The sequence below is a fragment of the Georgenia satyanarayanai genome (genome assembly GCF_900116375.1).
GTDB classification, from domain to species: Bacteria; Actinomycetota; Actinomycetes; order Actinomycetales; family Actinomycetaceae; genus Oceanitalea; species Oceanitalea nanhaiensis.
This window is the reverse complement of the sequence record NZ_UETB01000003.1, coordinates 1-20,523: the sequence shown is the minus strand read 5'-3', so window position 1 is coordinate 20,523 and position 20,523 is coordinate 1. Positions and strand designations below refer to the sequence as shown.

The 20,523-nt window shown below is 72.5% G+C and carries 22 protein-coding genes; 16 read left to right on the top strand and 6 right to left on the bottom strand.

Going from position 1 to position 20,523, the window contains the following annotated elements; all coding sequences use genetic code 11:
* Position 1: 1 nt before the first annotated feature.
* Together DSZ44_RS05950 and DSZ44_RS05945 are read right to left on the bottom strand one after the other, a co-directional pair.
* Complete coding sequence (locus DSZ44_RS05950) at positions 2 to 775, bottom strand: ABC transporter permease (RefSeq protein ID WP_110851705.1); 774 nt, start codon at positions 773 to 775, stop codon at positions 2 to 4.
* A complete protein-coding gene (locus DSZ44_RS05945; RefSeq protein WP_110851704.1) occupies positions 768 to 1,742 on the bottom strand; it encodes an ABC transporter ATP-binding protein in 975 nt (324 codons plus the stop codon). The genes DSZ44_RS05950 and DSZ44_RS05945 overlap by 8 nt, the downstream gene beginning before the upstream one ends.
* 94 nt (positions 1,743 to 1,836) lie before the next feature.
* Here DSZ44_RS05945 and DSZ44_RS05940 point away from each other — a divergent pair, with 94 nt between their 5' ends.
* Positions 1,837 to 2,535, top strand: a complete 699-nt coding sequence (locus DSZ44_RS05940; protein ID WP_110851703.1) for a TetR/AcrR family transcriptional regulator — start codon at positions 1,837 to 1,839, stop codon at positions 2,533 to 2,535.
* A gap of 100 nt (positions 2,536 to 2,635) precedes the next feature.
* On the opposite strand, the gene DSZ44_RS05935 is transcribed toward DSZ44_RS05940, so the two are convergent.
* From DSZ44_RS05935 to DSZ44_RS05925, 3 genes are read right to left on the bottom strand one after another with little or no spacing between them, the layout of a single operon-like run.
* Positions 2,636 to 3,604: a 1-phosphofructokinase family hexose kinase gene (locus tag DSZ44_RS05935; RefSeq protein WP_110851702.1), complete on the bottom strand. Its 969-nt coding sequence runs from the start codon at positions 3,602 to 3,604 to the stop codon at positions 2,636 to 2,638.
* A complete protein-coding gene (locus DSZ44_RS05930) occupies positions 3,601 to 4,368 on the bottom strand; it encodes a DeoR/GlpR family DNA-binding transcription regulator (RefSeq protein ID WP_110851701.1) in 768 nt (255 codons plus the stop codon). Before DSZ44_RS05930 ends, DSZ44_RS05935 begins: the two co-directional genes overlap by 4 nt.
* Positions 4,369 to 4,411: 43 nt before the next feature.
* Positions 4,412 to 5,470: a zinc-dependent dehydrogenase gene (locus DSZ44_RS05925; protein ID WP_110851700.1), complete on the bottom strand. Its 1,059-nt coding sequence runs from the start codon at positions 5,468 to 5,470 to the stop codon at positions 4,412 to 4,414.
* Positions 5,471 to 5,633: 163 nt separating this feature from the next.
* Between DSZ44_RS05925 and DSZ44_RS05920 the strand changes: the two genes are divergently transcribed.
* The 15 genes from DSZ44_RS05920 to DSZ44_RS05850 all read left to right on the top strand — a co-directional run bounded on the left by DSZ44_RS05920 (position 5,634) and on the right by DSZ44_RS05850 (position 19,810).
* Positions 5,634 to 7,724, top strand: a complete 2,091-nt coding sequence (locus DSZ44_RS05920; protein ID WP_110851699.1) for a PTS mannitol transporter subunit IICBA — start codon at positions 5,634 to 5,636, stop codon at positions 7,722 to 7,724.
* A 261-nt stretch (positions 7,725 to 7,985) separates the two neighbouring features.
* Positions 7,986 to 8,354 (top strand): hypothetical protein, encoded by a 369-nt coding sequence (locus tag DSZ44_RS05915; protein ID WP_110851698.1) that lies wholly within the window; start codon positions 7,986 to 7,988, stop codon positions 8,352 to 8,354.
* A gap of 65 nt (positions 8,355 to 8,419) precedes the next feature.
* Positions 8,420 to 10,375 carry a DNA helicase RecQ gene (recQ, locus tag DSZ44_RS05910; RefSeq protein WP_258369295.1) on the top strand — a complete coding sequence of 652 codons (1,956 nt, stop codon included), beginning with the start codon at positions 8,420 to 8,422 and terminating at the stop codon, positions 10,373 to 10,375.
* Between the two features lie 103 nt (positions 10,376 to 10,478).
* Entirely contained in the window at positions 10,479 to 10,700 is a 222-nt protein-coding gene (locus DSZ44_RS05905; RefSeq protein WP_110851697.1) for a hypothetical protein, read from the top strand.
* Positions 10,701 to 10,832: 132 nt separating this feature from the next.
* Positions 10,833 to 12,068, top strand: coding sequence for a TadA family conjugal transfer-associated ATPase (locus DSZ44_RS05900; RefSeq protein WP_110851696.1), 1,236 nt, complete (start codon positions 10,833 to 10,835; stop codon positions 12,066 to 12,068).
* A 2-nt stretch (positions 12,069 to 12,070) separates the two neighbouring features.
* On the top strand, positions 12,071 to 12,928 hold the full coding sequence (locus DSZ44_RS05895; RefSeq protein WP_110851695.1) for a type II secretion system F family protein: 858 nt from the start codon (positions 12,071 to 12,073) through the stop codon (positions 12,926 to 12,928).
* Positions 12,925 to 13,857 carry a type II secretion system F family protein gene (locus DSZ44_RS05890; protein ID WP_110851694.1) on the top strand — a complete coding sequence of 311 codons (933 nt, stop codon included), beginning with the start codon at positions 12,925 to 12,927 and terminating at the stop codon, positions 13,855 to 13,857. Before DSZ44_RS05895 ends, DSZ44_RS05890 begins: the two co-directional genes overlap by 4 nt.
* A 54-nt stretch (positions 13,858 to 13,911) precedes the next feature.
* Complete coding sequence (locus DSZ44_RS05885; RefSeq protein ID WP_110851693.1) at positions 13,912 to 14,103, top strand: hypothetical protein; 192 nt, start codon at positions 13,912 to 13,914, stop codon at positions 14,101 to 14,103.
* 32 nt (positions 14,104 to 14,135) lie between these two features.
* The gene (locus DSZ44_RS05880; RefSeq protein ID WP_258369260.1) at positions 14,136 to 14,480 is read left to right on the top strand and encodes a TadE/TadG family type IV pilus assembly protein; all 345 of its coding nucleotides are present in this window, start codon (positions 14,136 to 14,138) and stop codon (positions 14,478 to 14,480) included.
* On the top strand, positions 14,477 to 14,941 hold the full coding sequence (locus DSZ44_RS05875) for a pilus assembly protein (protein ID WP_220035107.1): 465 nt from the start codon (positions 14,477 to 14,479) through the stop codon (positions 14,939 to 14,941). The genes DSZ44_RS05880 and DSZ44_RS05875 overlap by 4 nt, the downstream gene beginning before the upstream one ends.
* Complete coding sequence (locus DSZ44_RS05870; RefSeq protein ID WP_181424547.1) at positions 14,938 to 15,390, top strand: pilus assembly protein TadG-related protein; 453 nt, start codon at positions 14,938 to 14,940, stop codon at positions 15,388 to 15,390. The genes DSZ44_RS05875 and DSZ44_RS05870 overlap by 4 nt, the downstream gene beginning before the upstream one ends.
* 51 nt (positions 15,391 to 15,441) lie before the next feature.
* Positions 15,442 to 16,020, top strand: coding sequence for a DUF6318 family protein (locus DSZ44_RS05865; RefSeq protein WP_110851692.1), 579 nt, complete (start codon positions 15,442 to 15,444; stop codon positions 16,018 to 16,020).
* 353 nt (positions 16,021 to 16,373) lie between these two features.
* Positions 16,374 to 16,895 carry a PKD domain-containing protein gene (locus tag DSZ44_RS18220; protein ID WP_181424546.1) on the top strand — a complete coding sequence of 174 codons (522 nt, stop codon included), beginning with the start codon at positions 16,374 to 16,376 and terminating at the stop codon, positions 16,893 to 16,895.
* 162 nt (positions 16,896 to 17,057) lie between these two features.
* The gene (locus DSZ44_RS05855; protein WP_110851690.1) at positions 17,058 to 18,179 is read left to right on the top strand and encodes a substrate-binding domain-containing protein; all 1,122 of its coding nucleotides are present in this window, start codon (positions 17,058 to 17,060) and stop codon (positions 18,177 to 18,179) included.
* Positions 18,176 to 19,810 (top strand): methyl-accepting chemotaxis protein, encoded by a 1,635-nt coding sequence (locus tag DSZ44_RS05850; protein WP_110851689.1) that lies wholly within the window; start codon positions 18,176 to 18,178, stop codon positions 19,808 to 19,810. The genes DSZ44_RS05855 and DSZ44_RS05850 overlap by 4 nt, the downstream gene beginning before the upstream one ends.
* 62 nt (positions 19,811 to 19,872) lie before the next feature.
* Here the strand turns inward: DSZ44_RS05850 and DSZ44_RS18950 are convergent.
* Positions 19,873 to 20,523 (bottom strand): HNH endonuclease signature motif containing protein (locus DSZ44_RS18950; protein ID WP_110851688.1); only part of this gene is annotated, 651 nt, incomplete at its 5' end.

The window sequence follows — 20,523 nt, the reverse complement described above, 5'->3', positions numbered from 1 at the left end:
CCTACTCCCGGCGCACGAGCGCGCGCAGCGTGACCGCGACGCCGAGCACGCACCACACGACGAGCACGAGCAGGTCGCGCCCGCTCGCGTCGAAGACGTCCGAGGCCAGCCCCGCACGGAGCAGGTCCGCGCCGGGCCGGGCCGGCAGGACGTCGTGCGCCGTCTGGAACCACCCCGGCAGCTGGCTCGCCGGGAAGGTGATCGGGGAGAAGAGAAGGACGAAGAAGACGAGCACCTGGGTGACGAGCTGCGCGAGCATCGGCTGGAGGCTGACGGCGATCGCGTAGCCCACCGCCGTCGCCATGAGGGTGACGAGCAGCGCGGAGGCCACGAGGACGGGCCAGTCGAAGGAGAGGTCGAGGTCGTAGCGCAGCTGGGCGACGAGCACGCCGACGGCGACGCTCGGCAGCGCGATGAGCAGCCACACGGTGAGGTCCGCGGCCAGGAGCAGCGGCCGCGCCAGCGGCAGCGAGCGCATGTAGGCGAAGGTGCCGTCGGTGCGGGCGCGGGCCACGCCCTGCGGCACGATGACGAAGCCGATCGTCAGGAGCAGCACGGTCGGCGCACCGGTGGACAGGAACAGTGCCGTCGCGGGGTCGATGTCGGGGATGAGGAACCCGAAGCCGATGATGATGCCGGCGGCGAGCAGCGCCTGGATGACGACGACGAGCGGCAGCAGCGGCCCGATCTGCGCCACCTGCCAGCGGAGCAGCGTCGTGTACGTCGTCCACAGGCTCACCTGGACGGGCGCGGGGCGGGTGAGGGTCTCAGACATGGGCCGGCTCCTGTCCGGACGGGGCGGCGTCGGCCGCGGTGAGGGCGAGGTAGGCGTCCTCGAGGGTGGCGGGGGCGAGGGCGTAGCCCTCGATGCGGGACCGCTCGCGCAGGGTCGTCGCCCACGCGACGGCGGTCGCGGCCTCGGCGGCCGGGACGGTGAGGAGCACGCGCCGGCCCACGTGGACCGTGCGGTGCACGGTGACGGGGGCGTCGGTGGCGTCCGGTGCCGCGCCGTCCGGCGGCAGGAGGAGCTCGAGGCGCAGGTCGGTGTCCTGCGTGCCGCGCAGCCGGCCGGGGGAGCCCGCGGCGACGACGCGCCCGCGGTCGAGGACGACGAGCTCGTCGACGATCCGCTCGGCCTCGGTGACGTTGTGGGTGACGAGGAGGACGCCGCAGCCCTGGTCGCCGCGCCGGCGGACCGCCTCCCACAGGAGCCGGCGGCGGGAGGCGTCGATGTCGTTGGTCGGCTCGTCGAGGACGAGCAGGGGCGTGGGGACGACGACGGTCATCGCGAAGGCGGTGAGGCGCCGGATCCCGCCGGACAGGCCGCGTCCGTCGGGCAGGGCGCGTCGGTCGAGCCACGGACCGATGTCGAGCTCGGCCGCGAGGTCCTCGGCGGCCGCGCGGGCGGCACGCGTGGACAGGCCGCGGAGGCGGCCGGCGATCTCGATCGCCGTGCGCGGCGTGAGCCCGTCGATCGGGGCCTGCGCCTGCGGCTGCAGCGCGGCGTGACGGCGGGCGGCGGCCGGGTCGGCCACCGCGTCGACGTCGCCGACGGTGATGCGCCCGGCGTCGGGCCGCAGGAGACCGACCACCTGGGAGACGAGCGTCGTCTTGCCCGCCCCGTTGTGGCCCAGCAGCCCGACGACCTCGCCGGGCCGCACGCGCAGGGAGATGTCGTCGTTGGCCACGACGGCGCCGAAGCGCCGGGTGAGGCCCGCGACGTGGAGCACGTCCTCGCTCATCGGAGAACCTTTCGGATACTGACGGTATGGGAATACTGACGGTATTCAGATACTCGCGGTACGTCAATGGCCGTGGCGACGTAGGATCGCGGACATGCCCCAGCTGCCCGACCCGCTCTCGCGTCGTGACAGGCAGCGCCAGACCCGGGAGGCGCTGATCTTCGCGGCGCGCGCGGTCTTCTCCCGCGACGGCTACCACCGCGCCAACCTCGAGGTCATCGCGCGGGAGGCCGGCTTCTCCAAGGGGGCGGTCTACTCGAACTTCGAGAACAAGGCCGCGCTCTTCCTCGCCGTGCAGGACACCAACATGGAGGCGGCGCTCGCGGAGGCGTGGGACCCCTTCGAGCGGGTCGAGGAGATGCCCCAGGCGGTGCCCGGCGGCGTGAGCGAGGAGGACCTCACGGCCGCGATGACCGGCTTCGCGCTCGCCACCCTCGAGTTCATCGCCGTGGCGGCACGCGACGAGACGCTCCGCGCGGAGATGGCCAGCCGGATGCAGCGGCTGCTCGACGCCTACACCGAGGTGGTCCGGCAGCAGCGCGTCGAGGGGGACCCCATGTCGGTGGAGGAGCTCGGCGCGCTGAGCGCCGCGCTGGACCAGGGCGCGGGGCTGCTCCTGCTCAGCGGCACCGGCGCGGTGGACGCGCGACTCCTGCGCGCGGGCGTGCGCCGGCTCATCGACCCGGCGCGCGCGGCCGAGTCGGGGAGCGATGACGCCGACGTCGGCCCGGGCATGCACGACCAGGAGGTCCGGGCGCGCATCGCCGCGGAGCTGCGCGACCAGCAGTCCTGAGGTCCGCGGCCGGCCGCTTCGTCATCGTGTGGCTTTCGGCCTCCCTGGGAGCGCGAGTGCCACACGGTCTCGCACCGGCCGGTCCGGCGGTCGGGCCCGCTCAGGCGCTGGGCGCCGGGGCGCCGGGGACCAGCGCGACCGCAGCGACCGCGCCCGCGTCGACGTCCGCGGGCCGCGGGATCCCCGTCCCCGGGAGCCCGGCCGCCGCGCTGCCGTAGGCGACGGCCCAGCGCAGCGCGTCCTCCGCCGCGGCGCCGCGCTCGGTGGCGAGGAGGTAGCCGAAGAGGCTGGAGTCACCGGCGCCCACGGTGCTGACCACGGTGGTGGGCGGGGCCGGGGCGTGCCACGCGCCGTCGGCGGTGACGAGGACGCCACCGGCCGCACCGAGGGTGACGAGCACGGCCCCCACCCCGCGGCCGACGAGCACGCGCGCGGCCTGCGCCGCCGCAGCAGGGTCGTCCTCGAGGGCGGCCGGGTCCGCCCCGACGATCGTGGCGAGCTCCTCGCCGTTCGGCTTCATGAGGTCGGGCGCGGCGCCCGGGAGCGCGGCCGCGAGCGCGAGGAGCGGCGCCTCGCTCGTGTCGACCGCTACCCGCGCGGCGGTGCCGCGCAGCCGCTCGACCAGCCGCGCGTACCAGTTCGCCGGTGCCCCGGGCGGCAGCGACCCGGCCAGCACCACCCACGTCGCCTCCGCTGCGAGGGAGACGACGGCGTCGGCCAGCTGGTCCAGGTGGGCGCGGTCGACGGCGGCGCCGGGGCTGTTGACCTTCGTCGTCGTGCCGTCCGGCTCGGTGAGGGTGAGGTTGACGCGCACGTCCCCGGCGGGCGGCTGGGGGCGGCAGTCGACCCCCGCGTCCCGCAGCTCGGTGACGAAGGGGTCGGCGCCGTCGGCGGGGAGGACGGCCACGGTGCGGATGCCAGCGGCGACGGCGGCGCGGGAGATGTTCACGCCCTTGCCCCCGGCCTGCGAGGTCATCGACGCGGCGCGCAGCACCGCCCCGCGCTGCAGCGGGCCGGCGAGCGTCACGGTGCGGTCGAGGCTCGGGTTGGCGGTGAGGGTGAGGATCATGCGACGACCACCTCGACGTCGTGCGCCGCGAAGGCGCGGGCGGGGACGGCGGCGGGCTCGGCGTCGGTGACGAGGACGTCGACGTCGTCGAGCCCGGCGAAGCTCACCGTCGCCTCCCGGCCGAGCTTGGTGGAGTCGGCGAGGACGACGACGCGCCGCGCCGCCCGCACGAGCGCGCGCTTGACCGCGGCCTCCTCCGAGTCCGGGGTGGACAGCCCGTGGTCCTCGGTGACGCCGTTCGTCCCGAGGAAGGCGACGTCCACGCGCAGCCGCTCGAGCACCTGGATGGTGAGCGAGCCGACCGCGGCCTGGGTGGTCGGGCGCACCCGCCCGGGCAGGAGATGGAGGTCGACGCCGGGCAGCGGGGCGAGCTTCGCCGCGATCGGGACGCCGTGGGTGAAGGCGGTGAGCCGCCGGTCGGGCGGGATGAACCCGGCCAGCCGGGCGGTGGTGCTGCCCGCGTCGATGACGACCGTGCCGCCGTCGTCGGGGAGGAACCGGGCCGCGGCGGCGGCGATGCGCTCCTTCTCCCGCGCGTGGGTGACGTCGCGCTCGTCGAGGCGGCTCTCCATGGCCGAGAGCGAGGCGGCCGGGACGGCGCCGCCGTGGACGCGCCGCAGCAGCCGCAGCCGCTCGAGCGCGCCGAGGTCGCGGCGCACCGTCTCGGTGGTCACCGCGAACTCCTCGGCGAGCTCGGTGACCGCCACACGCCCGCGCGCCACGACGAGCTGGGCGATCGCCTGCTGGCGCTCCTCCGCGTACACGTTCCTCCTCGACTGGCTCGCTGCGGCCCGATGCTACGGCGGCTCAGGGCTCGACGGTCACCTTGATCGCGGTGCCGCTGCGGACGAGGTCGAAGGCCGACAGGACGTCCTCGAGCGGGATGCGGTGGGTGATGAGGTCCTTGACCGGCACCTGCCCGGTGGAGATGTACTCCAGGGCGCGGCGGTTGTGCTCGGGGGCCGAGCCGTTGGCGCCGTGGATGTGCAGCTGGCGGTAGTGGACGACGTTGGAGTCCAGCGCGATGACGGGGTCGTTCTTCGGCAGCCCGCCGAAGAAGGAGATGCGCCCGTTGCGGGCGGCCATCGCCACGGCCTGCTCCTGGGCGACCTTCGCCGCCGTCGCGGTGATGACGACGTCCGCGCCGCGGCCGCCGGTCAGCTCGAGCACGCGCTCGACGACGTCCACCTGGGAGCCGTCGATCGTCTCGTCGGGCTCGGCCACCTCGGCGGACATGGCCAGGCGCTCGGCGTTGACGTCGACGAGGACGACCTTCCCCGCGCCGTGGACGCCGCGCGCGACGCGGATGTGCATGCAGCCGATCGGGCCGGCGCCGAAGACGACGACGACGTCCCCCTCCTCGATCCCGAGCAGCGCCTGGGCGTTGATCGCGCAGGCGAGCGGCTCGGCGGCGGAGGCCTCGTCGAAGCCGACGTTGTCCGGCACGCGGTTGAGGCCGTCCACCTGGAGGACCTGGCGGGGCACGACCATGTACTCGGCGAAGCCGCCCTCGTACTGGTAGCCCATCGAGGTCTGGTTCTGGCACACGGCCATCCAGCCCTTGCGGCACTCGTGGCACTCCCCGCAGGGGACGGCGGCGATGACCTGGACGCGGTCCCCGACCTGCCAGTCGGTGCCGTACAGGCCCGCGACCTCGGCGCCGACCTCGACGACCTCGCCGGCGATCTCGTGGCCGATGGTCCGCGGCGGGCTGAGGTTCTGGTGGCCGTTGTGGAAGATCTTGACGTCGGTGCCGCACGTGGAGCAGTTGCGGACCCGGATCTTGACCTCGTCCGGGCCGCACGTCGGCTCGGGGTAGTCCTCGAGGCGGACGTCCTCGGGTGCGTAGAAGCGCAGGGCCTTCATCGGTCCTCCCAATCGGTGGGGACGGCGCGGTGTGACGCCGTGCACTCACTATAGCCACACACTCGGATGTGGGAACAGGTGGAAGTTCTTGGCTTTCGGCCCGGATGGGTGTTTACTGGTGCCCGATGCGTGAGGTGCATCACCGTTCTCGAGGAGGAGCACAATGTCCGCACCCACTGACGTGCGACCCGACCGCGGCAGCGCGGGCCGGGAGCGAGGCGGCCTGCGGGTCGCCGTCCAGAAGCTCGGCACCGCCCTGTCCAACATGGTGCTGCCGAACATCGCTGCCTTCATCGCCTGGGGGCTCATCACCGCCCTGTTCATCGAGGTCGGGTGGATCACCCTCATCGGCGAGAACGTCTTCGGCTACGAGGGCGGCTACGGCCTGGTCGAGCGCCTCGGTGGCTGGGGCGCCGGCGCGGAGGCGGGCGGGATCGTCGCCCCGATGATCACCTACCTCCTGCCGCTGCTCATCGGCTACACCGGCGGCCGGATGCTCTACGACGACAACATCCGCGGCGGCGTCGTCGGCGCCATCGCCACCATGGGCGCGATCACCGGCGCGGGCGTGCCGATGTTCCTCGGCGCCATGGTCATGGGGCCGCTGGGCGGCTGGTCGATGAAGAAGCTCGACGCGCTGTGGGCGGACAGGATCCGCCCCGGCTTCGAGATGCTCGTCAACAACTTCTCCGCCGGCATCTGGGGCATGATCCTGGCGATCCTCGGCTTCGTGGCCGCCGGGCCCTTCGTCGAGGCCTTCTCGAACGCGGCGGGCAACGTCGTGCGGTTCCTCGTCGACAACAGCCTGCTGCCGCTCACCTCGATCCTCGTCGAGCCGGCCAAGATCCTCTTCCTCAACAACGCGATCAACCACGGCATCTTCACGCCCCTGGGCACCACGGAAGCGATCACGGACGGCCAGTCGATCCTCTTCCTCATCGAGGCCAACCCCGGCCCGGGCCTGGGTCTGCTGCTCGCCTTCGCGGTCTTCGGCACGGGCCTGGCCAAGGCGTCCGCGCCGGGCGCCGCGCTCATCCAGTTCGTCGGCGGCATCCACGAGATCTACTTCCCCTACGTCCTCATGAAGCCGCGCCTCATCCTCGCCGTCATCGCCGGCGGCATGACCGGTGTGGCGACCAACCTCGTCTTCGGCTCGGGCCTGCGGGCACCGGCCGCGCCGGGCTCGATCATCGCCGTGCTCATCCAGTCCCCCGTGGGGAGCCTGGTGGGGGTGATCCTCTCGGTGGTGCTCTCCGCCCTCGTCACCTTCCTCGTCGCCGCGGTGCTGCTGCGCACGGGCAAGGACGACGACGCCGACCTCGCGGGCGCCACCGAACGCATGGAGGAGATGAAGGGCAAGCGCTCGAGCGTGGCCGGTGCCCTCACCGGCGGGGGCGTCGCGACGGCCACCCGGCCGATCGGCTCGATCGTCTTCGCCTGCGACGCCGGGATGGGCTCCTCCGCGATGGGCGCCTCGGTGCTCCGCCGGAAGATCCGCGACGCCGGGTACGAGGACGTCACGGTGGTGAACAAGGCGATCTCCAGCCTCCGCGACGACGCCGACCTCGTCGTCACCCACCGTGACCTCACCGACCGCGCCCGGCAGCGCACACCCTCGGCCGTGCACGTGTCGGTGGAGGACTTCATGGCCAGCCCGCGCTACGACGAGGTCGTCGCGCTGGTGGGGGAGAGCCGGTCCGCTGCCGAGCCCACCGAGCCGGCCCCCAGCTCGTCGGTGCCGGCCACGGCGCAGCCGGCGGCGAGCATGGCGGGGCCGGCGACCGGCGCCGGCACCTCCGCGGCCCCCGAGGCGGGCGCCGCACCGGCGGGCGGGCTGCTCGCGGTGGAGGCGATCGTCCTGGAGGGGCGGGCGTCGTCGAAGGCGGAGGCCATCTCCGAGGCGGGCGGGCTGCTCGTGGCCAGCGGCGCGGTGCCGGCGGCCTACGTCGAGGCGATGCACGAGCGGGAGGAGTCGGTCTCCACCCACATGGGCAGCGGCCTGGCCATCCCGCACGGCACGAACGAGGCCAAGGGGCTCATCGCCCGCACGGCGATCTCCTTCGTCCGCTACCCGCAGGGGCTGGACTGGGACGGCAAGGACACGGAGTTCGTCATCGGGGTCGCCGGCGCGGGCGACGACCACCTCCAGGTGCTCTCCCGGGTGGCCGAGGTCTTCCTCGACGAGTCCCAGGTGGCCCGCCTGCGCGCGGCCCGGACCGCCGAGGAGGTCCAGGCGGTGCTCAGCGAGTCCTGACCCCGCGCCTCCTCGGCCGCACGCACGGACGCATCGTCACGCCGTCGCCCGGGCAGCCGGCTGCCGCGAAACCGTGCGGAAGTCGGACCCCGACCCCCCGGGGACGACGGAGGACGGAGCAGCGGCTCCACCCCCCGACCGGTTTCTTCCCGCGGGCTTGCGCGGGGCACGGCGGGTGCGGTCCGCTTAGGTCAGCAGAGTTGCCGCCCGCCCGCGGAGACCCTGCGGCCGGGGCGGCGACGTGGGAAGAGGTGGGAAGCGGTGACTCGCATCGCGCTGGGCGCGTCGGCGGTGCTGGCCACGCTCATGGGGGTCGTGGGCGCGGTGACCTCCTTCGAGGAGGGCGCCTTCACGGTCGGGACCGTCCTCATCGTCCTGGCGCTCGGGTCGGTCGCGATCCACGCCGTCTTGAGCCCTCAGAGCTACCGCCACCCCCGCTTCACCGGCACCTTCTACCGCGTGTGGGGCATCGGCGTGCCGCTGCTCGCGGTCGCGGCGCTCGTGACGAGCGCGTTCGCGCCGGAGACGGCGCAGCAGGTCGCGTACTGGTCGGGCTTCGCGTCGGTCGCGCTGCTCGCCGGGGCCGTGGTGGACCACCGCACGGCCCGCACGACCGTCTCCAGCCGCTGAGGCGTCCCGCCCACACCCCGCCCCGGCGGCCCTCGTGGACCACCTACCCTGGCGGGGTGGGTGACATGTGGACCGGGCCGGAGCCCGACTGGGACGAGCCGCCGCCGGACCCCATGAGCGAGTGGGACGTCCACGACCCCGAGATGGCCGCCGCCCTCGCGACGGACGCCGCCACCGCGGCACCGCTGGCGACGGCGCGGGCCGCTGCGGCGTCGTCGTCCACGCCTCTCGAGGCGCTGACCAGCGTGTGGGGCTACGACGCCTTCCGCGGTGAGCAGGCCGAGATCATCGAGACGGTGACGCGCGGGGACGACGCGCTCGTCCTCATGCCCACCGGTGGCGGCAAGAGCCTGTGCTACCAGATCCCGGCGCTCGTGCGGGAGGGCACGGGCGTGGTCATCAGCCCGCTCATCGCGCTCATGCACGACCAGGTGGACGCGCTCGAGCAGCTCGGGGTGCGGGCCGCGTTCCTCAACTCCACGCAGAGCATCGACGAGCGCCGCGACGTCGAGCGCCGCCTGCTCGGCGGGGAGCTCGACCTCCTCTACCTCGCGCCCGAGCGCCTGCCGGTGGCCGCCGACCTGCTCGACCGGGCGCGGATCGCGCTCTTCGCCATCGACGAGGCGCACTGCGTGGCGCAGTGGGGTCACGACTTCCGGCCCGACTACCTCGGGCTGACGATCCTCCACGAGCGCTGGCCCGACGTGCCGCGGATCGCGCTCACGGCGACGGCGACGGCGGAGACGCGCGAGGAGATCGTCCGCAACCTCCGGCTCGACGGCGCGCGCGTGTTCGTCTCGAGCTTCGACCGGCCCAACATCCAGTACCGGATCGCGCCCAAGCAGGAGGCGCGCAAGCAGCTGCTGCGGCTCATCAAGGACGAGCACGACGGCGAGGCGGGGATCGTCTACTGCCTCTCGCGGGCGTCGGTGGAGAAGACGGCGGAGTGGCTCGCCACCCAGGGCGTCACGGCACTGCCGTACCACGCGGGCCTGCCGGCGGAGCTGCGCGGGCGCAACCAGGCGCGGTTCCTGCGGGAGGACGGCGTCGTCATGGTGGCGACGATCGCGTTCGGCATGGGGATCGACAAGCCGGACGTGCGGTTCGTCGCGCACCTGGACCTGCCCAAGAGCATCGAGGGGTACTACCAGGAGACAGGACGCGCGGGGCGCGACGGGCTGCCGTCGACGGCGTGGCTCGCGTACGGGCTGCAGGACGTGGTCCAGCAACGGCGGATGATCGCCGACGGTGAGGGGGACGCGCAGCGCAAGCGGGCGCAGACCCTGCACCTGGACGCGATGCTCGCGCTGTGCGAGACCGTCCAGTGCCGACGCCAGCAGCTGCTGCGGTACTTCGGGCAGGACAGCGAGCCGTGCGGGAACTGCGACACCTGCCTCAACCCGCCGGAGGCCTTCGACGGCACCGTGCCGGCGCAGAAGCTCATGTCCACGATCGTGCGGCTGCAGCGCGAGCGCGGGCAGCAGTTCGGCGCCGGGCACCTCGTGGACATCCTGCTGGGGCGGGAGAACGAGCGGGTGGTGAAGATGCGCCACACCGAGCTGTCGACCTTCGGCATCGGCACCGAGCTGGGCGACGCCGAGTGGCGCGGGGTGGTCCGCCAGCTCCTCGCCCAGGGGCTGCTCCAGGTGCAGGGGGAGTACGGCGTGCTCGCCCTCACCGAGGCGGCGGGGGAGGTGCTGCGCGGGGAGCGCGAGGTGCGGCTGCGGCGGGAGCCCGAGCGGGTGCGGACGGCGCGGAAGTCGCGGTCCGGCGCGTCGAAGGCGCCGCTCGACCTCGACGAGCCGCAGCAGGCGCTGTTCCAGCAGCTGCGTACCTGGCGGGCCTCGGTGGCCAAGGAGCAGGGCGTGCCGGCCTACGTCGTCTTCCCCGACGCGACGCTCGCCGCGATCGCGCAGTCGCGCCCGGAGAACCGCTCCGAGCTGAGCGGGATCTCGGGGGTGGGTGCGGCCAAGCTCGAGCGGTACGGCGAGGCGGTCCTCGAGGTGGTCGCGGGCGCCTGATGGGTGTCGGGCGGCGTCGATGCGAACTCGAGGACGCCTGCGCGTCCGTGAGGGGATACTTCCCGCGCGAGCACTGCGTCGTCGAGAGATCGGGGGTACCGGGATGCGCGTCCTCGTCGTCCTTCTGTGCGCGGTGAGCGTCTTCACCGCTGGTGTCGCCATCAACCACGCCTACCTCGCCGGGCGGTACGCCGTCGCAGGCGCCCCGGAGCGCGCGTTCGACCTGCACAGCTCGTCCCTCACGTACGGAGGGGTGGGGATCATCTGCCTCGCGTTGGCTCTGGTGCTCCACGTCATCGGTCAGGGCAACCGTCCAGTCACCTAGCCGTCGGGGCCGAGAAGGTTGCGACGCGCGTCGCTCCTTCGCCGTTGTCCACAGATTCGCGCGAGGGGGCTGACACCGCGTCCGATTGCCCCTAGGTTTGCCTCCATCATCCGCTCCCGGGGGGTGCGAGGCATGAACCAGGCAACGGTGCTGCTCGAGGACGAGGTGCGTGAGCTCGTCCGTCGGCGCGGCCTCGACCCTGCCCGCGACACCGCCGGCGTCCGCGCGCTCGTGGCCGACGCCCTCGCCGACTACGACAGCCGCTCGGTCGCGGGACTTGTGCCGCCCGTCGTCGACCCGGAGCAGACGGCCAAGGACGTCCTCGACGCCGTCGCCGGCCTCGGGCCCCTCCAACGCTTCCTCGACGACCCGACGATCGAGGAGGTGTGGATCAACGAGCCGGGCAAGGTGTTCATCGCCCGTGCCGGTCGCGCGGAGCTGACGACGACGATCCTCACCGAGACACAGGTCCACGACCTCGTCGAGCGCATGCTGCGGATCTCCGGCCGCCGCCTGGACCTGTCCTCCCCGTTCGTCGACGCGTCCCTCGCCACGGGCGAGCGCGTGCACGTCGTCATCCCGGACATCACCCGCCGGTCGTGGGCCGTCAACATCCGCAAGTACATCGCCCGTGCCACCCGCGTGAGCGACCTCGTCACGCTCGGCTCGCTCACCACCCAGGCCGCCGCGTTCCTCGACGCCGCCGTCGTGTCCGGCATGAACGTCCTGGTCAGCGGGGCGACGCAGGCGGGGAAGACCACCATGGTCAACGCCCTGGCCGGCGCGATCCCGCCGCACGAGCGCATCATCACGTGCGAGGAGGTCTTCGAGCTGCGGCTGGCCAACCGCGACGTCGTCGCCATGCAGTGCCGCCAGCCGAACCTCGAGGGCCAGGGCGAGGTCAGGCTGCGCCGTCTCGTCAAGGAGGCCCTGCGGATGCGGCCCGACCGCATCATCATCGGCGAGGTGCGTGAGGCGGAGAGCTTCGACATGCTCATCGCCCTCAACGCGGGCATCCCCGGCATGTGCACGGTCCACGCCAACTCTGCCCGCGAGGCCGTGACCAAGATGTGTACGTTGCCGCTCCTCGCGGGGGAGAACGTCTCGAGCACCTTTGTCGTGCCCACCGTCGCCTCCGCCATCGACCTCGTCGTCCACCTCGAGCTGGACCGACATGGACGACGGCGGGTGCGGGAGATCGTCGCTGTCACCGGGAGGTCCGAGGAGGGGGTAGTCGAGACCGCTGAGATCTTCGCGCTGCGGGGAAGCAGCCTGCAGCGAGCCGGCGGTTTCCCACCGGACGTCGATCGGTTCGAGAGAGCGGGCTACGACCTCGCCGAGCTGCTCATGCAGGACTCCGGGCGGTAGCCGTGGGGACGGTGGCGGGTCTGCTGCTCGGTGCCGGCCTGCTGCTGCTCTGGTTCTCCTGCTGGCCCCAACCGGTTCGGGAGCGTCGCCCCTCGCGGTGGAACGAACGCACGCAGGACCTCCTCGTGCGGGCCGGCGCACCGGCGGTGACGCCGGCCCGTCTGGCCACCGCCTCTGTGGTCCTCGCGATCATCGTCCTGCTGCTCGCGTACGGCTTCACGGCTTCCCCGCCGATCGCTGTGTGCTTTGCCGTCATGGCGGCCGGCGTGCCGAGCGTGCTCGTCCGGTCCCGGGCGCGACGCCGTCAGGTGGAGCTGCGGGCCGTGTGGCCGGAGGTCGTCGACGACCTCATCTCCGCCATCCGCGCCGGCCTCTCCCTGCCCGAGGCGCTCACCAGCCTGGGAGAGCGTGGGCCGGAGGAGGTGCGCCCGCAGTTCCGGCGCTTCGGTGAGGACTACCGTGTCACCGGCCGGTTCACCGAGTCGCTGGACCGCCTCAAGGCACGGCTCGCGGACCCGGTCGCGGACCGCATCATCGAGGCGCTGCGCATCACCCGCGAGGTGGGTGGCTCGGACCTCGTTCGACTCCTGCGGACCCTTGCGCAGCTGCTGCGGGAGGACCTGCGCACCCGCGGGGAGCTCGAGGCCCGCCAGAGCTGGACGGTCAACGGTGCACGCCTGGCGACGGCCGCACCGTGGGCCGTGCTCCTGCTCCTCAGCGGCCGGCCGGAGACGGCGGCCGCCTTCAACTCCGCCGCTGGCGTCCTCGTGCTCGCGACCGGTGCGGCGGTCTCCGGGGTCGCGTACTGGCTCATGGTTCGGCTCGGGCGGCTGCCCGAGGAAGCGCGGGTGCTGCGGTGAGCCCGACGGCGTGGGGCGCGTTCGCAGGCCTCATCGGCGGGCTCGGGCTGGTTCTCGTCGCGTGGCGGGTGCGGGCCATGCGCCCGCGGCTGCCGGACCGCATCGCCCCGTACCTGCGCGAGCGGCCCGCGACGTCCGGCCTCCTCGCCGAGCCCCGCACACACACGCCCTTCCCCACGCTCGAGAGCCTCCTGGCCCCCGTCATGTCCGACGCCGGGCGCGTGCTCGAGAGGCTCGGCAGCACGACCCAGAACGTCCGCCGCCGCATCGCCCTGTCCGGGGCGCCGCTCACGGTCGAGCAGTTCCGCCTCGAGCAGATGATGTGGGCGGTCCTCGGCCTGACCGGCGGGCTCCTCCTCGTCACTCTCGCGGGCGTGGCCCGCGGTCTCAACGTGCTGGCGGGGACCGGCGTCGTCGTCATCGCCGCCGTCGTGGCCGCCGTCGCACGCGACCGGTGGCTGACCCGGACCGCCAACCGCAACCAGCACGCGATGCTCGAGGAGCTGCCCGCCGTGGCCGAGCTGCTCGCCCTCGCGGTGAGCGCGGGCGAGGGGCCGATGGCGGCGCTCGAGCGGGTGGCGCGCACGACGCGGGGTGCGCTCACCACACAGCTCGAGGTCACGCTCGGAGAGGCCCGGGCGGGCACGCCTCTGGCGGTGTCGCTGGAACGCCTGGCGGCGCGGACCTCACAGCCGGCCGTGGCCCGTTTCGCCGAGGGGATCGCCGTTGCCGTCGACCGTGGCACCCCGCTCGCCGAGGTGCTGCGTGCCCAGGCACAGGACGCCCGGGAGGCCGCCCGCCGTGAGCTCATGGAGGTCGGCGGCAAGAAGGAGATCGAGATGATGTTCCCCGTCGTCTTCCTCGTGCTGCCGGTGACCGTCCTGTTCGCGCTGTTCCCCGGCCTGATGCTTCTGCAGGTGGGCCTGTGAACCCGCCCCCGCCCCCGACCGCACCCGTCCGCACCGACGACCAAGGAGAACGACATGCGGCTGTACCTGAGCACCTATCTCGCGGCGTTACGACGGCGCTTCGTGGCCGAGGAACGCGGCGATGTCCCAGGGTGGGTGATGGTCACGCTGATGACGGCGGGCCTCGTGTTCGCGATCTGGCTCATCGCCGGCCCCGCGCTCACCAGCGTCTTCGAGGCCGCCATCAGCCGCGTCATGAACATCTGAGGAGGCGCCTCGCTGCGGACGACGGGTCCGCGGTGGTGGAGTTCGTCCTCGTCTCGATCCTCGTCGTCACGGTCCTGCTCGGGGTCCTGCAGCTGACTCTCGCGCTCCACGTGCGCAACACGATCGTCGACGCCGCGGGCGAGGGGGCGCGTCTTGGCGCGCTCGAGGGCAGCTCGCCGGCGGCGGGAGCGGAGCGGACACGTGAGCTGATCGGGACGGCGCTGCACCCGCGCTACGGCGAGGACGTCGCAGCCCAGGTCGTCGAGCGCGACGGGATGGCCCTCGTGGAGGTCACCGTCCGCGCGCCGGTTCCCGTGCTGGGCCTGCTCGGACCGGCGGGGACGATGACGGCCAGCGGTCGGGCGGTGCAGGAATGAGCAACGTCCGCGCGCTGCTGGCGCGCCTGCGCGAGGAGGAGGGCGGCAACGCCGTTGTCGAGTTCATCGGCGTCACGCTCGTCCTGCTCGTACCGCTCGTGTACCTGGTGCTCACGTTGGGGCAGATCCAGGCGGCCGCCTTCGCGGCGGAAGCGGCGGCGCGTGAGTCCGGCAGAGTGCTGAGCCAGGCGGAGGACCTGTCGACGGCGGCGGGCCAGGCGCAGACGGCGGTGGAGCTTGCCTTCGAGGACCACGGGATCGCGGTGGACGCGGCGGCGGCACTCGACTTCACGTGCAGTGAGAACCCGTGCCTGAGCGCGGGGGGCCAGATCCACGTGGAGGTGGCCACCGCCGTCAGGCTTCCGCTCGTCCCCGACTTCGTCGCCGGCGCCGTGCCCCTCGAGGTCCCGGTGAGTGCGACGTACCTGGCGGCCGTGCCTGAGTTCAGCGGGTTGCCATGAGCCGCGCACGCACGGACGACGACGGCGAGAGCGGGCAGATCATGCTGCTCTCACTCGGCTTCGGGGTGCTGGCGCTGGCGCTGGTGCTCGTCGTGGCGGCGGCCTCGTCGGTGTACCTCGAGCGCAAGCAGCTGCTGGCGCTCGCGGACGGCGCGGCAGCCGACGCGGCCGACGCGATCGACTACGGCCTGTACTACGCGGGGGAGCGGGACGGCTTGCCGCTCTCTGACTCCTCCGTCCACGCCGCGGTGGGGGAGCACCTGCAGGAGTCTGCTGCGGCGGGATCCTTCCACGGCCTCGGAGTGGCCGGGGCGACCGGGACGAGCGACGGCCGGACGGCGCAGGTGACGCTGACAGCGGTTGCCCGGCCCGCCGTCGTGCCGTGGGTGCTTGTGCCGTGGTCGGACGGGTTTTCCATCTCAGTGACGTCGTCGGCGCGTGCTGACTGATCGGGAGGACTGACGAGGATGACGAGACGACGGAGCGCACTCGGAGCGGTCGTGGCAGCGATCGGCCTGCTGGTCGCGGGCTGCAGCGACTCCGAGGGCAACGCGAGCCCGACGACGGAGCCGGCCCCGGAGCCGTCGCCCACGACGACGACCGAGGAGACGACGTCCCCAGCACCCGGCCCCACGCCGTGGCCCGAGCCGACCAGGCCGGAGGAGATGGAGCGCGACGACATCGAGGGGGCAGAGGCGGCAGCACGGCATTTCATGCAGTTGTACGCGTACATCTTTGCAACTGGAGATCTCGAGCAGTGGGCTTCCATGTCGGATCCCGAGTGTCGCTTTTGTGCAGGGGCTGCAGAACGAGTCGAGGAGTTATTTTCCGATGGTGGTTATGCGACCGGCGGCGCGTTCGACGTGGAGGAAGTTGAGACGCAGGAGTCCGGTGACGCTGACGGTGCGGTCTTGATCGCGCTTACGGGGACTGAGGCGCCTTCCAAGGAGTACTCCCGAGACGGCATCGAAATACGCGCCTTGGAAGGTGGCGGGGCCACGTACACGTTCGCCCTCGCACGCGAGCGCGACGGGTGGATAGTGATCGACGGAAGCGTAGAGGCGGCTGACGGGCTATGAAAGCTGTGGTTATGTGCCTGGGCTTGGTGGTCTCGCTTGCCCCAGTTGGGTCCGGTCAGATGGTGGGTGACGCGAGCGCCTCGCTGGCTAACACCGAGCGCGTCACCGAGGCGGCGCGTGCTCCTAGGACGACTCCGCGGCCGGAAGAGTCTCCGAGGCCGCCCGGGAACCTCCGAGGGGGGACGCACGGGACGGGCGAGGTTGTCATTGATGGGTCCGTGCAAAGGAGGCATTCGAGAAGAGGTTCTGCCGGAGATCCTGTGGCAGGTTCTGGCGTTGTGCGTGAGCGATATTGCCCGCCGGTCACGTACGTGTGGGGCAAGTACGAGACCAGAGTGACTGCATGTGACCCTGTGCCTGAAGGTGAGTGGGCTCCAGAGCGCTGGTGGACCGACGGCGAAGATGCGGAACAAGCCGAGGAAGTTCCTAGGGAAGTGCTGGTATTCACGCGGGAGGACGTCCAGTCACTGCTCGTGGACTCCGGCAGCCTGGAGATCCAGCCGGACCAAGCATGGGTACTCGTGGGGACTGACACGGTCGTGATGACCGATGCGGCGGAGCATGTCCTGGGCACGCGGGTTCTCGATCTGGATATCGACGTGCGCGTGACTCCGGTTCTCTTCACGTGGGACTTCGGGGACGGATCGGCGCCGCTGACAGGAACTGACCCCGGGGCTCCCTGGCCGAATCACACGGTCTCCCACGTCTACAGCGACCCCGGGACGGTAAGGATCTCGCTGCGTACGGAGTGGGATGCGGACTTCCGCGTGGAGGGGACCTCGACATGGATCCCGGTCGCGGGCAGGGCGGTGACCGAGACGCAGAGCGAGCCGATCGAGGTCGTGACGGCCAGGCCACGCCTGACGACCGGCTGAGCGGAGGCGATCGCGGGACGGCGCGACGCCGTCGTGTGACAAGAGCCACACGCGCCACCGGTCATCATTGCGGGCGATGCACCGATCGCCCTGAGTGACGCCCCTCACCAGGGGCCCGGCGCTGGACGCGCCGGTCGGTTCAGCCACGGATGGTGCGGTCGCATGACACTTGTACGACGAACAGCCCGGACTGTCGGGCTCGGTGCCCTGGCGGTCGCCGTCGGCCTCGCCGGCTGCGCCGGCGCAGACTCGGAAGCGGCGAGCGAGGGCGAAGAGGTCGCCCGCGTCGGCGTCGCGATGCCCACGCAGCAGCTCGAGCGCTGGGCCAAGGACGGCGCGAACGTCACCGCACAGCTCGAGGCCCTCGGACACCACGTCATGGTGGACTACGCCGACGACGACCCCCAGCTGCAGGCCGACCAGATCCGCCAGATGGTCGAGGCGGGCGCGGACGCGCTCGTCGTCGGCGCGGTGGACGCGTCGGCGCTCACCGCGGTGCTGGCCGAAGCCGGCGCGGCCGACGTCCCCGTCGTCGCCTACGACCGCCTGATCCTCGACAGCCCCGACGTCGACTACTACGCCACCTTCGACAACGAGCGTGTCGGCATCCAGCAGGCCACCTCGTTGCTCCAGGGCATCGGCGTGCTCGACGAGACCGGCCGCGAGACCGGTGCCGAGGGTCCGTTCTTCATCGAGATCTTCGCCGGCTCGCCCGACGACAACAACGCGACGGTGTTCTACGCCGGCGCCATGAGCGTCCTGCAGCCCTACCTCGACTCCGGCGTCGTCGAGGTCGTCTCCGGTGAGACGGAGTTCGACGTCGTCGCCACGCCCGCGTGGGACGGGGAGACCGCAGCGGCGCGGATGAGCGCGCTCATCCAGACCTACGACGCCGACCAGCAGCTCCACGGCGTGCTGTCCCCGAACGACGGCATCGCCCAGGCGCTCATCGGCGTCTTCGCCACCGCCGGGCTCGACGCCGGTGACCGCGCCCTGCCGGTCGTGCCCGGCCAGGACGCCGACCTCGCCTCCGCCAAGTCCGTCGCCGCCGGCGAGCAGTACACGACGATCTTCAAGGACACCCGCCAGCTCGCGGAGGTCGCCGTCTCCGCGGTGCACCAGATGCTCAACGGTGGCGACCCCGAGACCAACGACGTCACCACCTACGACAACGGCCGGCTCATCGTGCCCGCCTACCTGCTGACCCCCCAGCTCGTCACGCAGGACAACTACCACCACCTGCTCATCGAGAGCGGTTACTACGAGGCGGGAGACCTGGCATGAGCCGCCGCACCAGCACCGACACCCCTGACGCCCCCCGACGACGCCGCAACGCGTGGTTCTGGGACCGTCCGGTCGGCTTCAAGATCGCCACCGCCATCGTCATCCTCGGCGGGCTGTTCGGCATCGTCGGCGGGGCCGGTGCCGTCGCGCTGCTGCGCGCCGGTGACCACCTCACCGAGGTCCGCCTCCTCACCGAGGACCTCCAGGGCTCGATGGCCGAGCTGCGCGCCGCCCAGTCCCAGAGCCACCTGCTCGTCCGCCGTGCGGCCGCCGCCACCGACGAGTCCCGCCGCGAGCAGCTCCTCACCTCCCAGGCGTGGAACGACCGCACCGTCGACGGGCTCATCGACGCCGTCTCCCAGTACCCCGAGTCGGAGACCCAGCAGTGGGCCGACTTCACCACCCGCTGGGAGGGCTGGCTCACCTACCGCGACGCCACCCTCATGCCGCTCGTCGAGGCCGGCGACGTCGTCGGCCTGGAGAGCGCGCTCAACGCCTCCCCGGCCGGTGACCCGGACAACGCCGGGCGGGCACTCGTCCTCGCCGACGGGCAGATCCAGAACCGTGTCGACGCGATCGCGACCGACGCCAGCAGCGAGATCAGCCAGACCCTTCTCGTGCTCACCATCGGCTTCGTCGTCGCGGCCGCGATCTCAGTCACGATCGCCGTCGCCGTCACCCGTCGCATCCGCCGCGGCCTGCACGCCGTCCGCGGCTCGCTCGAGGCCATGGCCGCGGGCGACATGACCGTGGACGCGCACGTCGAGGACCGTGACGAGCTCGGGCAGATGGCGCACTCTTCCTCCCTGGCCCGTGTCGCCCTGCGCGAGGCGCTCACCAGCGTGGTCGAGTCCGCCCAGACCGTCGCCGCCGCCGCGGAGGAGCTGTCCGCCTCCAACACGCAGGTGGCCGCCGGCTCGGAGGAGGCCTCGGCCCAGGCCAGCGCCGTCTCCGACGCCGCCCAGCAGATCTCCCACAGCGTCCAGACCGTCGCCTCCGGCGCCGAGCAGATGAGCGCCTCCATCCAGGAGATCGCGAAGAACGCGGGGGAGGCCGCCGGCGTCGCCGCCCGCGCCGTCACGACGGCGGACGCGACCGCCAGCACCGTCAACAACCTCGGTGAGAGCTCGCGGGAGATCTCCGAGGTCGTCAAGGTCATCACCTCGATCGCCGAGCAGACCAACCTGCTCGCGCTCAACGCGACCATCGAGGCCGCGCGGGCCGGTGAGGCGGGCAAGGGCTTCGCCGTCGTCGCCGGGGAGGTCAAGGAGCTGGCGCAGGAGTCCGCGCGGGCCGCTGAGGACATCACCACCCGCATCGGTGACAACCAGACGCAGACCGTGGCCGCGGTGGCGGCGATCGAGGAGATCGCCAAGACCGTGCGCTCGATCAACGACTACCAGCTCACCATCGCCTCCGCCGTCGAGCAGCAGACCGCGACGACGCAGGAGATGACGCGCGGCGTGCACGAGGCCGCCGCCGGCTCCGGGGAGATCGCCGCGAACATCTCCGGCGTCGCCACCGTGACGGCCACCTCCAGCACCGTCCTCGCACAGATGCAGAGCGCCACCGACGAGCTGGCCCGCATGGCGGACGAGCTGCGCGGGAGGGTCTCCGCCTTCGTCGTGTGACGGCTGCGTCGCGCCGTGGTCCGGCGCTCGACACCTACGGGTGTCGGGCGCCGGACCCGTTTCTAGAACGGCGGTTCGCCGTCAGCCCAGGACTGCCCGTGGTGGAGGTCGGGCCGCGGCGCCGAGCGCTGACCCTTGGGAAGTGTCCAGTGCTCGGGGGTGTCGGTGCCGGCCGACGCGGCGGCGAGAGCGGCGTCGATGAGGGCGGGGTCGACGGGCCTGCCGTTGCGGGTGGTCTCTTTCACGAGCTTGCGCAGGGCTTGGGTGGTGTGGCGGGGGAGGGTGGTGGTGGTGCCGTCGGGGCGGCGGAGGTAGCCGTGGTCGGTGGGGGTGGTCCAGGCGTAGGTGCGGTCGGTGGTGTAGGCGACGGTGTAGGCGCCGATGGTCTTGGCGTGGTGGTCGCCGGTGCACTGGGGGCCGAGGTTGTCGGCTGAGGTGGTGCCGCCGTCCTTCCACTCGTGGATGTGGTCGAGGTGGGCGGTGCGGGCGGGGTGGGTGCAGCTGGGGCGGATGCAGGTGCGGTCGCGGTGGCGGACGTGGTCGGCGATGGCGGCGGGTGGTTGGTAGCGGGTGCGTCCGACGTCGAGGATCTGTCCGGTGGTGGGGTCGGTGAGGAGTCTGCGCCAGGTGCCGCCGGTGGCCAGGGCTCGGGCGAGGATCGGGGGGATGGGGCCGTAGCCGTCGAGCTCGGCGACGGGTTCGGGGTCGCGGTC

Bases quoted from the DNA above. Each gene is read 5' to 3' on its own strand.
- DSZ44_RS05855 (WP_110851690.1), top strand. From the start codon at position 17,058: ATGACACTTGTACGACGAACAGCCCGGACTGTCGGGCTCGGTGCCCTG.
- DSZ44_RS05925 (WP_110851700.1), bottom strand. From the start codon at position 5,470: ATGAAGGCCCTGCGCTTCTACGCACCCGAGGACGTCCGCCTCGAGGAC.
- DSZ44_RS05905 (WP_110851697.1), top strand. From the start codon at position 10,479: ATGCGCGTCCTCGTCGTCCTTCTGTGCGCGGTGAGCGTCTTCACCGCT.
- recQ (WP_258369295.1), top strand. From the start codon at position 8,420: ATGTGGACCGGGCCGGAGCCCGACTGGGACGAGCCGCCGCCGGACCCC.
- DSZ44_RS05870 (WP_181424547.1), top strand. From the start codon at position 14,938: ATGAGCCGCGCACGCACGGACGACGACGGCGAGAGCGGGCAGATCATG.
- DSZ44_RS05935 (WP_110851702.1), bottom strand. From the start codon at position 3,604: ATGATCCTCACCCTCACCGCCAACCCGAGCCTCGACCGCACCGTGACG.
- DSZ44_RS05940 (WP_110851703.1), top strand. From the start codon at position 1,837: ATGCCCCAGCTGCCCGACCCGCTCTCGCGTCGTGACAGGCAGCGCCAG.
- DSZ44_RS05950 (WP_110851705.1), bottom strand. From the start codon at position 775: ATGTCTGAGACCCTCACCCGCCCCGCGCCCGTCCAGGTGAGCCTGTGG.
- DSZ44_RS05885 (WP_110851693.1), top strand. From the start codon at position 13,912: ATGCGGCTGTACCTGAGCACCTATCTCGCGGCGTTACGACGGCGCTTC.
- DSZ44_RS05850 (WP_110851689.1), top strand. From the start codon at position 18,176: ATGAGCCGCCGCACCAGCACCGACACCCCTGACGCCCCCCGACGACGC.
- DSZ44_RS05920 (WP_110851699.1), top strand. From the start codon at position 5,634: ATGTCCGCACCCACTGACGTGCGACCCGACCGCGGCAGCGCGGGCCGG.
- DSZ44_RS05875 (WP_220035107.1), top strand. From the start codon at position 14,477: ATGAGCAACGTCCGCGCGCTGCTGGCGCGCCTGCGCGAGGAGGAGGGC.
- DSZ44_RS05900 (WP_110851696.1), top strand. From the start codon at position 10,833: ATGAACCAGGCAACGGTGCTGCTCGAGGACGAGGTGCGTGAGCTCGTC.
- DSZ44_RS05945 (WP_110851704.1), bottom strand. From the start codon at position 1,742: ATGAGCGAGGACGTGCTCCACGTCGCGGGCCTCACCCGGCGCTTCGGC.